Source organism: Siminovitchia sp. FSL W7-1587 (assembly GCF_037963795.1).
GTDB lineage: Bacteria > Bacillota > Bacilli > Bacillales > Bacillaceae_C > Siminovitchia > Siminovitchia thermophila.
In genome coordinates this window covers 103,659-116,905 of record NZ_CP150169.1, presented here as the reverse complement: position 1 = coordinate 116,905, position 13,247 = coordinate 103,659, and the positions used below count along the sequence as shown (strand labels likewise).

Annotated in this window: 9 protein-coding genes; all 9 read left to right on the top strand. The window is 44.2% G+C overall.

Translation table 11 applies throughout. The features are described from left to right. Positions 1-76 precede the first annotated feature (76 nt). Positions 77-331 (top strand): hypothetical protein, encoded by a 255-nt coding sequence (locus tag NST31_RS00555; protein WP_339163305.1) that lies wholly within the window; start codon positions 77-79, stop codon positions 329-331. Continuing rightward, positions 328-1,836 carry a sodium:solute symporter family protein gene (locus NST31_RS00550; RefSeq protein WP_339163303.1) on the top strand — a complete coding sequence of 503 codons (1,509 nt, stop codon included), beginning with the start codon at positions 328-330 and terminating at the stop codon, positions 1,834-1,836. The genes NST31_RS00555 and NST31_RS00550 overlap by 4 nt, the downstream gene beginning before the upstream one ends. Before the next feature lie 35 nt (positions 1,837-1,871). Next, on the top strand, positions 1,872-3,128 hold the full coding sequence (locus NST31_RS00545; RefSeq protein ID WP_339163301.1) for an MFS transporter: 1,257 nt from the start codon (positions 1,872-1,874) through the stop codon (positions 3,126-3,128). A gap of 899 nt (positions 3,129-4,027) precedes the next feature. Then, on the top strand, positions 4,028-5,236 hold the full coding sequence (locus tag NST31_RS00540; protein ID WP_339163299.1) for a YbfB/YjiJ family MFS transporter: 1,209 nt from the start codon (positions 4,028-4,030) through the stop codon (positions 5,234-5,236). A 132-nt stretch (positions 5,237-5,368) separates the two neighbouring features. Then, entirely contained in the window at positions 5,369-6,436 is a 1,068-nt protein-coding gene (rlmN, locus tag NST31_RS00535) for a 23S rRNA (adenine(2503)-C(2))-methyltransferase RlmN (RefSeq protein WP_339163298.1), read from the top strand. Between the two features lie 106 nt (positions 6,437-6,542). Continuing rightward, positions 6,543-8,102 carry an NAD(P)H-hydrate dehydratase gene (locus NST31_RS00530; RefSeq protein WP_339163297.1) on the top strand — a complete coding sequence of 520 codons (1,560 nt, stop codon included), beginning with the start codon at positions 6,543-6,545 and terminating at the stop codon, positions 8,100-8,102. A 122-nt stretch (positions 8,103-8,224) separates the two neighbouring features. Further along, positions 8,225-9,628 carry a sigma 54-interacting transcriptional regulator gene (locus NST31_RS00525; RefSeq protein WP_077113468.1) on the top strand — a complete coding sequence of 468 codons (1,404 nt, stop codon included), beginning with the start codon at positions 8,225-8,227 and terminating at the stop codon, positions 9,626-9,628. A 213-nt stretch (positions 9,629-9,841) separates the two neighbouring features. Further along, positions 9,842-11,341, top strand: coding sequence for an aminotransferase class I/II-fold pyridoxal phosphate-dependent enzyme (locus tag NST31_RS00520; protein ID WP_077113467.1), 1,500 nt, complete (start codon positions 9,842-9,844; stop codon positions 11,339-11,341). An 85-nt stretch (positions 11,342-11,426) separates the two neighbouring features. Then, complete coding sequence (locus tag NST31_RS00515) at positions 11,427-12,914, top strand: amino acid permease (RefSeq protein ID WP_083717680.1); 1,488 nt, start codon at positions 11,427-11,429, stop codon at positions 12,912-12,914. The last annotated feature ends 333 nt before the right edge of the window (positions 12,915-13,247 follow it).

Sequence of the window (13,247 nt, the reverse complement as noted above, 5' to 3'; positions counted from 1 at the left end):
AAGGAGGGAGGGGGAAAATCGCTTTAATTTTTAAGTCTGTCATATAGGGTTGTAATAGAAAAGAAAGGGGATAGATATGAGAAAAGTCCAAATTAAAGAACCCATCAAAAAAAAGTGGATTTGGATTGTGCTGGTGCTGATCTTGCTTGGGGGTGTGCCGTGGTATTTGCCGACTGGCTCCATTGAACCGTTTATTCTTGGTTTTCCTTTTTGGGCATTTATTTCCGCAGTCTTTGCGATCATTCTATCTTTTTATTTAAGCTGGCTATGTTTGAATGAATGGCATATTGTCGAAGACATCGAAGAAAAGGAAAAGGAGGTGAAGGAATGAGTCTTACGTTTTCCGGTACGGATGGCATTATTATTCTTGTTGTTTACGCACTTATTATGTTGCTGATCGGATATTGGTCAGGACGTGGAGAAAAGGATTTACATAATAGTTTAAGCGGTTACTATTTGGCTGGAAAAAATCTTGGGATTATAGCCCTTTTCTTCACCCTTTATGCCACACAATACAGTGGGAATACGGTGGTTGGTTATGCCCCAACTGCGTACCGGACAGGGTTTTCATGGCTACAATCGGTGCCGTTCATGACGATTATTATCGGGGTGTACTTGCTTTTCGCACCAAGGCTGTATGTGATTTCAAAAAGAGAGAACTTTGTTACTCCTACGGATTGGATCGATTATCGCTTTCGATCGAAAGCGGTTACATTGTTGAGCATTTTTCTCATGCTTTGGGGACTGGGCAATTATTTGCTTGAGCAACTAGTGGCCATTGGACAAGCGGTGTCGGGTCTGACAGGGGGAACCATACCGTATCAAATTGCCGTCGTTGCTTTCGTTTTCGTCATGTTAACTTACGAGTGGCTAGGAGGAATGAAAGCGGTCGCGTTCACGGATGTGATGCAAGGTATCGTCTTAATGGCAGGTATTATCACTTTACTTGCAGGGTCATTATATTTAGTTGGCGGTGATTTTGTCAGCACGACTAAAATGATCGCAGAATCGGAACCGGCCAAAGTTGGTGTTCCCGACATGATGACATTGATAAATTGGTTTAGTATGTTTCTGTTGATTGGATTTGGAGCGGCGATTTATCCCCATGCGGTTCAGCGAATTTATTCCGCGGAAAGTGAACGTACTCTAAAGCGTTCTTTTGCGCGAATGGCTTGGATGCCTCCGATTACGACCGGCTTGGTCTTTATTGTCGGAATTATAGGAATTGCCCTCTTTCCAGGGCTTGACAGGGATGGATCCGAGCAGTTAATCGGAATGATTGCCAATGAAGTTGCCGCTATTAATGGGTTATATTATTGGTTGATGGTTCTCTTTTTTGGAGGGATTGTTGCTGCGATTGTTTCAACCGCAGACTCGGTATTATTAAGCTTTTCTGCGCTTATTTCAAATGACATATATGGAAAATTCATTAACAACCAGGCATCTGAACGGAAAAAAGTACTGGTCGGAAAAATTGTTGGAATTATTGTAATTGTGGTCTTGCTTTGGATTGCATGGTATCCGCCAGCTACACTGTATGAGATTTTTGTGTTAAAATTTGAATTATTAGTTCAAGTTGCTCCGGCGTTTATCCTTGGCATTTATTGGAAACGAATGTTGGCCATGCCAGTTTTTTGGGGGATGCTGATCGGTGCTCTCGTTGCGGGCTTGATGACATTTACAGGACACAAAACGTTTATGGGCGTTCATGGCGGTGTGATTGGTCTGGCTATTAACTTTTTCATTGCGGTGATTGGCTCGTATATCGTTCCGCCAACGGCTGCAATGCAAAAGAAGGTGGAAAATATGACATCACTTCACGTGAAATCTTCATGATCATAACTTATAAGTAAAAGAGATGAAACCTAATAATGAACATTTCGAGTTTTTCACAACAGTCAAATTACACATTGGAACCTTGGCGGATGCTCGGCTGGCTTTTTGCTGCACAGGTACTCGTTGCTTTCGTTGGAAGAAGTGTATCACCGCTGGGTGTGTTGATCGGCGAAGATTTATCACTTACGAAAGCGCAAATCGGGATGTTGCCCGCTGCTCTTTTTTTCGGACAAATGGCCGCCGCTATACCGGCCGGAATTGTGGCGGATCGCATTGATTCCCGCAAACTGCTGTTAATGTTGAGTCTTTGTCTGGGATGCGGATTTTTGCTTACAACCTTTACGTCTTCTTTTGTTTTGATCCTTCTATTAATTGCTTTGGGAGGCGTGGGATACGGCACAATCCATCCCACGTCAAATAAGGGAATTATTTATTGGTTTGATTCCAAAAAACGCGGCACGGCAATGGGCATTAAGCAAATGGGGGTAACGGCCGGCTCTGCGCTGGCGGCACTCGTTCTTTTGCCCGTTGCGGGCACGTGGGGCTGGCGGACTGCCATCATTGGCGCAGCGGTTTTATTAATCTTCGTTGGCGTATTGTCGTTTCGTTTTTATCATGAACCGCCGAGCGTTGCGGAAAGAAACGGTTCGATGAACCGCGGCCATTTTTTACCCTCCCTTTTAAACATGTTTAAACATAAACCGCTATTGCTTGTCAGCCTGGGGGCTACTGGCTTGAATGGAAGCCAACTCATGTTAAATACATACATCGTCCTGTTCGCCTATCAAAAGCTTGGTATCAGCCTGTTTCTTTCCGGACTTCTGCTTGTCATTTCAGATGTGAGTGGTTCATTCGGGAGAATTGGGTGGGGGATCATTAGCGACCGATTATTTTATGGGAGAAGAATTATTATTTTGATGATCATTGCCTTGTTAACAGGTTGCGTTTCTCTGCTTGTGGCTTTCCTTCCCGCTGACACTCCTTTTTGGGTAATGGTTCCCGTTACGATAATGTTTGGCTTCTGTACATCAGGCTTTAACGGAATTTGGATGAATGCCGCAACAGAGCTTGTACCGAGGGAGCAAGCAGGTGCAGCCAGTGGTTTCAGCATTATGATTGGTTCATGGGGAACGGTCATAGGGCCGCCGCTTTTTGGTTTTATCGTTGATCAATCTGGAACGTTTTCGGCAGGATGGATCTTCCTTTCCTCCATCATGGTGTTTGTGTTTTTCACCCTGCTCTATGCTAACATCCTAGTAAAAAAACACGGGATTAGTAGACAAGAGTCCTGAACATAGATTTTAACGATGACGATAATGAAAGCAACGTGCACAGAGCGTCCTTCCAGTATCTGCGTCATATCGGCTCCCCAATGCGATGGGAACTATATTCGAAAAAGCATTGACAAGCCATCTGCGGCAAGCCAGGGATAATGTAGCGCCATCAGATGTTGGAATGCTCCATGCGGATACATCCCTGCTAGGAAAATGGCAGAAAGCAAGAATTTAACTGCCGTTGTCAGAACAGCTGCCTTTTACACGAGCTTAATAGATTGATAGCGGTTGCCATTTTCCTTTGCAAGCATAGCAGTCCGTATATTTGAGTCGCTTTAGAGAATCTTGCTTCATGATGTAAAATGACAAGGAAGACACAGATGTGAATGACATGACCGGAAAGTTGGGGAAAAGCCGCTTCATCAAGAAGCGCTTTTTTAATGGAGAGATTTTGCCCAAAAGGAGTTTTGGCGGAAAGTAAGAAAGACTCCCCATCATCGCTTGGAACAAGTGCCAGTGGCCTTTTAGGTGAACGGAACAGGGCTATAGATCAACACGATGGGGGCCGTCCAAAAAGTAACATTGCAGCTTGAAAACTAAAAAAAACAAACCCAAGATTGCCGTAAAATCAACATTCTTGGGTTTTACATTTTAATGCATTTGCTCTAATCTAAATTGGTCTTTTTAGACAGCCCCATCGTAGCTTGTGCACAACCAATGTGTCAACAAAAGCCAACTCAAAGATCACCAGGTTACCATAATTATTTTATGTAAACTAAAAAATGACGGTCAATTGCCTTCTCATCCGAAAAAAATCCATTCACTTATTTGATTTTAACCATGGTATAATGAAGCATAATTGTAAATCTATTTAGAAATATCGTTAAAATTTATTTTTTCAAAATAAGGCGGTGGGGATGCTGAAGAGCAGGATGTTATTGTTTGGGCTCGTCAGTATGTTTATTACAATCTGTACATCCGGTTTTGCGCGAATGTCATATGGCATCTTGATGCCATTTATGAAAGACAGCTTGTCATTGACGTATAAACAGGCAGGTATGTTGGGGACCTCCACGGCACTGGGGTATTTGGGCATGGTGCTATTCGTTGGAATCATGACTGCAAAATGGGGATCTAAACGCCTCATTATTATCGGTACGTTTTTTGTCGCTGCCGGTCTTATGTATTTATATGTAGTCAATGATTTCCTCACATCTTTAATCGGAATGGTTGTTTTGGGCGTTGGCACGGCTTTTGTATATACGCCGATGATAAATCTTCTTGTAGGCTGGTTTCCACAAAACAGGGGTGTGATGATCGGGTTCGCCATCAGCGGGATGGGACTGGGTACGCTTATTTCCAGTATGCTCGTACCGCATTTTACTTCTTGGTTTGCGGATGATGGCTGGCGCTATCTTTGGTTATTATTTGGCATATTGTCCATCGCCATGGGGATTATCGGCGCAAAAACATTAGAGGATGCACCGAATTCGGAAAACCAGCGGGATACAGGGGGTGTTTCTATTGTCCAGGACGTTTATTTCCATAAAGGAGTGCTATTGGTCGGCTTCATGTATGGACTTTTAGGATTTGCCTACCTTATCCCGCAAAGTTTTTTATTCAGTTATATAATGGAGTCGGGGATGAATCGTCATTCGGCTGGACAAATTATGGCATTGGGCGGATTGATGAGTATTGTCAGCGGTCCGTTATGGGGAGCCATTTCGGATAAAATCGGACGGAAAAGAGCACTTCTTATCAACCTTTTTATTGCCGGCATTTCCATTTTGATACCGATCTTTTTACCTGTTTTAAGTTGTTTTTTCATAAGCCAGTTTTTTTGGGGACTCACATTTATCGGCATGTTGTCCCTTTCCCAAGCTCTTTCAACGGAGCAAATAGATGAATCCTATGCACCGATCGCGCTAGGATATGTAACGATATTTTTCGGTGTCGGCCAGATTCTTGGCCCGGGACTGGGGGGAATCATTATAGATCGCTTTGGGAGCATTCCCGCAGCGCTTTGGCTATGTTTTGGATTAATAGCGGCAGCTTTTTTGTTGGGGACGAGATTGGCAAAAGCCGAAATTCGCGAATGGCAAAATGTGAAAGAGCATTCATCATAAATCACTGCGTACAAACCAATTTACATCATGATGGACAGTGCAATCGGCGTTATCAAGCCAAATGATGGTTTTCTTTTCTTCATGAAAGTATTATAATAACAGCATTGGATTTTTTGAAAAGAGGTTTTTATCATGAAGGCATCCATATATGGAATGACGTTCGAACAGCTGGAGACTTGGCTGGCGGATCACGGTCAAAAAAAGTTTCGGGCGCAGCAAGTCTGGGACTGGTTGTACCGAAAACGCGTCAAAAGCTTTTCTCATATGAAAAACGTGAATAAAGATTGTATCCAATTACTCGAAGAGCACTTCACCATTCAGCCGCTGAAACTCGCACTAAAGCAAGAATCCCAGGACGGCACGATCAAATTTTTGTTTGAGCTTGAAGATGGCAATTTGATTGAAACAGTGCTGATGAGTTTTCATTACGGTCTTTCTGTTTGTGTTACGACTCAAGTCGGCTGTAATATTGGCTGCAGCTTTTGTGCAAGTGGCTTGCTGAAAAAAAGCCGGGATTTAACGAGCGGCGAAATTGTTGGACAAATCATGAAAGTACAGGAATTTCTTGATGATAGAGGGAAAGAGGAGAGAGTCAGCCACATCGTCGTCATGGGAATTGGCGAACCATTTGACAATTACAGTAATTTGATGAAATTTTTGCGCGTTGTCAATAATCCGAAAGGGCTGGCTATCGGCGCCAGGCATATTACCGTCTCAACTAGCGGTCTTGCTCACAAAATAGTTGATTTTGCGGACGAGAATTTGCAAGTAAATCTGGCGCTTTCTCTGCATGCGCCAAACGATGCATTAAGGTCACAAATCATGAAAATTAACAGGGCTTTTCCAATTAACAAGTTAATGGAAGCACTCGATTATTTTTTGGAAAAGACGAACCGAAGGGTAACGATCGAATATATCTTATTAAAGGATGTCAATGACACTGAAAAAGAAGCGCGCGAGCTGGCTGATCTTCTCGCAAAAAGGCGGCAGCTCACATATGTGAACTTGATCCCTTACAACCCAGTTGATGAACATGGCCAGTATCAAAGAAGTGAGCCTGAAGCCATTCGCACTTTTTTCGATACTTTGAAAAAGCGGGGCATCCACTGCGGTGTTCGCATGGAACAGGGTACGGACATTGATGCCGCATGTGGACAACTTCGCAGCAAGCAATTAAAAAAGAGAAAAAATGCCATTTAATCGTTGAGGACGGAAGCAGATTACGATGCTTCGTTCTTTTTTTGGTGTTTATGTCTCGTAAACCCGTTACTGTGTTGTTTATAATGGGGATGAGGAGGGATGGGACATGTTTGTTGCTGGTCGAAGAGAAATGCAATTGATCGATCAATATGCGATAGAAAATCTTGGTCTTCCTGGGGCGGTATTGATGGAAAATGCAGGAGCGAAGGTTGCCGAAGAGGTGAGCAGTCACTTTTCGGACAAGAAAACCAAAGTGATTATTTTGGCCGGAGCCGGAAATAATGGCGGGGATGGATTTGTCGTTGCCCGCAGGCTTTTCGACATGGGCTATGCCCCCTGTATATGGGTGCTTGTTGATCCGTCCCGTATCAAAGGGGACGCTAGGATACATTATAATGTGTTTGTTAATAGAGGGCTGCCAATCTTCTATTTGGAGAAACATTCCATTGCTGAACTGCAAAACATGATCAAACAGGCAGATGTCATTGTCGATGCCATTCTCGGAACTGGAGCGAAAGGGGCTGTAAGGGAGCCGTTTGATCAAGTGATTTCGCTCATAAATGAACAAGCTAGTGAAAAATGGATTTTATCAATTGATATTCCTTCAGGGGTCAATAGTGATAATGGACGGGTGGAAGGAATCGCCGTTAAGGCGACGAAGACGATTACATTTGTTTGTCCCAAGAAAGGATTTTTTCTTAGGGAAGGTCCGGCATATGTGGGGGAGTGGAAGGCTGTCGATATATCCATACCTCCATTGATTGCCGAAACATTGAAATTGGAGATGCCCAAAGTAATCACCCGTTCCCTGGCAGCACATTCATTACCCGCCAGGCCGCAAACTGGTCATAAAGGCACATTTGGCCATGTCGTTGTGATAGGGGGATCACATTCCTATATAGGGGCGCCGATTTTTACGGCGAAAGCGGCACTTCACAGTGGTGCAGGGTTGGTGACGGCAGCTGTTCCCGAAAGTGTTTACCCATTAACAGCGGCTCAACTGCCAGAAGCTTTATTTTATCCGCTTGCCAGTGAGAATGGGCATTTTTCCGCCAAAGCGATTGAAGAGCTTGCATTAAAACTGGACGAATATGATGTAGCAGCCATCGGCCCGGGAATGGGCAGATTTCAAGGCGGTGAACAATGGTTGGCAGCGCTCATGGACAAGTTCAGAGAACAGCCTATCATCATTGATGCAGACGCACTGACATTGCTGCGAGACCATTTACATTTGATGACATCTTATCCGGGACAAGTAATTTTTACACCCCACCCCGGGGAAATGGCCCGTTTATTACATACATCCATAAAAGAGGTGGAAACAAACCGTTTGGAAGTGGCTAAATCTTTTGCTCAAGAACATCGTCTGTATTTGCTGTTAAAAGGCCATCGTTCCATCATTGCGACACCAGCCGGCGATCTTTACATTAATCCTTACGGACATGACGCCCTTGGTAAGGGAGGCAGTGGAGACGTTTTGACCGGTCTGATTGCTTCTTTCTTGGCACAGGGGGCTCCACCGCTCGAGGCATTGATTTCGGCAAGCTTTCTTCACGCCAGGACAGCAGAGACAAAAACGGATACATTGTCCCATTACGGAGTCACACCGCTGGATTTGATTGCTGGCATAAAAGAATTGCTGAATGACATGGTAAAGTTGCGATAAAACGGAATGATAGAATCTTTTTACTAATCAATTTGATCAATATGAAGGGTGTGCCGAAAATCCGGCATACCATTGACAATAATTCGGCACATTTTTATTTTCGTGAAAAGGGGGAATCGAATATGTTGCTCAACTTGACAGAAACAAAAGACAAAGAGATTCTCCAGGCTATTTTAAGCACAATAGACGAAGGTATTCATGCAGTAGACGCAAACGGTGTATCGATTTTCTATAATCATGTGGCAGCCAAATTGGACGGATTGGAAGGGGAAGATATACTCGGCAAGCACTTGCTGGATGTATTTCCGTCTTTGACAGTGGAAACGAGTACTTTGTTAAAAGTGATTAAGACCGGACAGCCCATCTATAATCAACATCAATCTTATTACAATATGCGGGGTGTCCTAATCGATACAGTGAATACCACACTGCCGATCAAGGTAAATGGAGACATTTTTGGCGCGGTGGAAATTGCAAAAGATATGACAAAAGTAAAGCGGCTATCTGAAAAACTGATCGATTTACAGGCAAAAGTCGAATCGGGAAATGGTCAGAAAAAAGCCAAACAACATGAAACAGGCGCCAAATACCGAATGACCGATATCATTACGAAAAATGGCCGTTTCAAATTGATAAAAGAGAAAGCGCTTAAAGCAGCGGCAACATCCTCTCCTATCTTAATCTACGGGGAAACCGGGACAGGAAAAGAGTTGCTCGTTCAGGCGATTCATAATGCATCCCCGAGAAAATCGGCTCCATTTATTGCGCAAAATTGTGCAGCGATTCCGTCTTCGCTGCTGGAAAGTATTTTGTTTGGAACGGTAAAAGGCAGTTATACAGGGGCCGTTGATCGTCCGGGTTTGTTTGAAATAGCAGATGGCGGAACGTTGTTTCTGGATGAAATCAATTCAATGCCGCTGGATATTCAAGCAAAGTTGTTGCGTGTTCTGGAAAATGGCCTTATACGCCGGGTTGGCGGGATGAAAGAGCAGGGTGTCAATGTCCGGATTATCGCCGCGATGAATGAGCCGGCAGAGAAATGTATAGAGGAGAAAACGCTGAGGGCAGATTTATATTACCGTTTAAACGTTATACATTTGCAAATCCCGCCCCTCAGAGAAAGAAAAGAAGATATACCATTATTGGTCAACCATTTTATCGAAAAGTACAATTTTCTGTTTGGAAAACTTGTAACAGGATTATCCGATGAGGTATTAAGCTTATTTTCAACATATTCCTGGCCGGGAAATGTGCGTGAAATGCAACATGCGATTGAATCATCCATGAATATGATGGATGGTGATATCATTACGTTGGAGCATATACCACATCATATCGGAGACAATAGCGCTATGACGGAAACACCTGCTCATATCGAGCCACTCCGGGATGCGCTGCTGGAAACAGAGACTCGCTTGATCAACGAAGCGATGAAGGAAACGGGAGGAAATATCCAACAGGCGGCCAGATTGCTTCGCATCCCCCGTCAAACATTGCAGTATAAGCTGACTAAACTGAACCAATAAAAGAAACCGCCCATTTTCCGGCGGTTTCTTTTATTTTTCACTTGTTTGCGGAAATGAAATTTCTTGTTGTTTGGCTGAACGTCCCGGTACGGCAACATGTTAGCACTCCTTTCCGATATTGGCATGTAAATTGCACGTGATATGTGAGGAAAAGAAGCACTGTTTCAACAAACCTCTATTTACATAAATCATCGTTTGGAAGGAGAATTCCGCATGAGCCAACCATTGGAAATATTAGAAAACACAGTTGAAAAAGAATTGCAGCATTCAAAAGCGCCACTTTACGAAGCGCTCTGTCAATATGAAGAAAGCAAGCGAACATCTATGCACGTTCCGGGCCATAAGGACGGGCGCGTCTTTGATGAGGGAGGCTATGGCCATTTTTCAAACATATTAAAAATTGATGCAACAGAGTCAGTCGGCATAGATGATTTGCATCATCCGACAGATTTCATTGCTGATGCACAAGCTTTGGCCGCAAATGCTTTCGGAGCGGATCATACATTTTTCCTTGTCGGCGGGAGCACGATTGGCAATATCGGGACAGCACTCACTTTATGCAGTCCGGGAGATCAAATACTCGTACAGCGCAATATGCACAAGTCTGTTTTTCACGGTCTGTTATTAGCAGGAGCGCGTCCCATTTATATAGCACCGGCCATTGAGCCGACCACCAAGGCAGCCATGGTGTCGGATGTGTATTATATAGAAGAGGCATTAAAGAAAAATCCCCATGTCAAAGCAGTTTGGGTAACAAATCCAAACTACTACGGTATGAGCCAAAACATTTCAGGATTAGCGGAGACATGTCATAAAGCAGGTGTTCCGCTCATTGTGGATGAAGCACATGGCGCTCACTTCGGACACGCTGATGAAGTACCGCCCTCAGCACTGGCGCAAGGCGCCGATGTTGTCGTCCAATCGACCCACAAAATGCTGACTGCGATGACAATGGCTTCGATGCTGCATGTGCGAGGCAACCGGGTATCGCGGGAAAGGTTGGCCCAAGTGTTGGGCATGATCCAATCAACAAGTCCTTCTTATCCGTTGCTTGCTTCTTTGGATCTAGCTCGAAGATACTTGGTGGAAAAAGGAAGGAAGCAATTAACAGAGACGGTGGCACGATTGGAAAAAAGACGTATCCGTCTGGCAACCGAGCTTCAATCTTTGAATATATGGGAAGGAAGCCAGGAAGTTCAATATAGGGATCCTTTAAAATGGATTATCTCCTGCAAAAATGAAACCGTCACCGGCTATCAGTTACTTGATATGTTTTATGAGGAAGGGGCAACGGCTGAAATCAGCGATCCCCGCAATATAGTCTTTTTGTTTTCGATCAATGAAAAAGAAGAGGATATTGACAGGGTTGTCAAAGCCGTCCAATCAATAGATGCCAAGCTGAAAGAAACTCCCGGCCAAAAGCAGGAACAAAAAGACATAGTCATGTTTGCGGAAGAGGGGTCAGTATACAAGCCCCACGTTTCACTGCAGGATGCTTTCCATAAGCCGCGGCATAAAGTGAGTCTGGAAAAGGCAGTCGGTTCGCTTTGCGGGGAGACGGTGTTGCCGTATCCGCCAGGAATTCCCTTGCTGACACCCGGGGAAGAAATTACAAAGAGCCATGTGGCTACTATACGGCAGTTGCATGAAATGGGCGCTTATTTCCAAAGCCCGTCTGATGATACAATGCAAACTTTATATGTCATCAAATAAAAAACGATATGGCCATAACTTTTAATATGGTTGTGGCCATGAAAAGTTCATCCAGATTCAGCCATAAAAGGAGGAAATATAGCACATGCCAAGTACCGCCAAATCAACCATCGTCATCACAGCTGAGGAGAATGTTCAACAAGCGCCACAGGAATTAAAGCGTGATTTAAAGTCGAGACACTTGACGATGATCGCTCTTGGAGGCACAATCGGAACAGGCCTTTTTCTTGCCAGCGGAACCGCCATCCATACAGCCGGCCCAGCAGGAGCCCTCACCGCATACGCCGCCATCGGATTAATGGTCTATTTTGTAATGGTAAGTCTCGCTGAAATGTCAGCATACTTGCCTGTTGCCGGTTCTTTTAGTACATATGCGACACGATTTGTTGATCCTGCGCTCGGTTTTGCCCTTGGATGGAATTATTGGTATAACTGGGCAATTACAATTGCCTCGGAGCTTGCAGCCGTCACCTTAATCATGAAGTTCTGGTTTCCTGAAAGCCCTTCCATTGTTTGGAGCGCGCTTTTTCTGGGGATCATCTTTCTATTGAATTATTTGTCTGTAAAAGGGTTTGGAGAGTCGGAATATTGGTTTTCGATGATCAAAGTGGTCACGGTCATCGTATTTTTAGTCATTGGCGTACTGATGATTTTTGGAATTATTGGAGGAGAGTACGTCGGATTTAAAAACTTTTCAGTGGGTGAAGGGCCGTTTAATGGCGGCTTTATGACAATACTCGGCATCTTTATGGCCGCAGGTTACTCTTTTCAGGGAACCGAGCTTTTTGGGGTCGCTGCCGGTGAAACAAAAGATCCCGGCAAATCCATTCCGAAAGCGGTTAGATCCGTGTTTTGGAGAATTCTGCTTTTCTATATATTTGCCATTCTTGTTATCAGCCTTCTGATTCCTTACACGACAGAAAGCCTTGCGAGCGAGGATGTCACCGTGAGTCCCTTTACACTTGTATTCGACCAGGCGGGTGTCGCTTTTGCCGCTTCTGTGATGAATGCGATTATTTTGACTGCCGTCATGTCGGCGGGAAGTTCCGGCTTATATGCATCGACAAGAATGTTATGGGATTTGGCCAAAGAAGGGAAAGCACCTAAATTTTTGGGAAAACTGGACCATCGCGGGGTTCCGGTCCGGGCATTGATCGCCACATCCCTCGTCGGGACGCTGGCATTCCTCGCTTCTTTCTTCGGTGACGGAGCTGTGTACATTTGGCTTTTAAATGCCTCGGGCATGTCCGGATTCATCGCCTGGGTCGGCATCGCCATTAGCCATTACCGCTTTCGCAAAGCCTTTATAGCGCAAGGCCGCAATTTGGCGGAGCTGCCATACCGCGCGAAATGGTTCCCGTTCGGCCCCATTTTTGCATTCGTTTTGTGCATCATTGTCATTTTGGGACAAAATTATAGCGCTTTCACACAAGGTCAGATTGATTGGAATGGCGCCATTATTTCCTATATCGGCCTGCCTTTGTTTATTGCTGTATGGCTCGGGTACAAGTTTGTCAAGAAAACACAAGTAGTTCCTCTTAAACAATGTGATTTCAGTACTGAAAAAAAATAAGCGAGTATGTGCTTTTTAATATAGAAAAGAGGTGACAAAAGCTCGAAAGATCGACTAATTGACCCTCTGTCCATCGAAGTATCAATCTGTTTTGATTTTGAGCTATCCCATTGTGTGAACACAATCCCCCGTTTGATCACCTTTTTCACGGGCATCTTTCGTATTTATCACCCGCGATGGATGCCTGTTTTTTGATTTTTCCCTTTTATCTCCCATCCTTCGTCCAGATTTTATCATCAGGCAAGCTAACACAGCATAATCATTCCACTATGGGGACTTTACTTGCTTTTGAAATCATGTTTTTGACTTTCTTTTAGGAATGATTTTAGACAA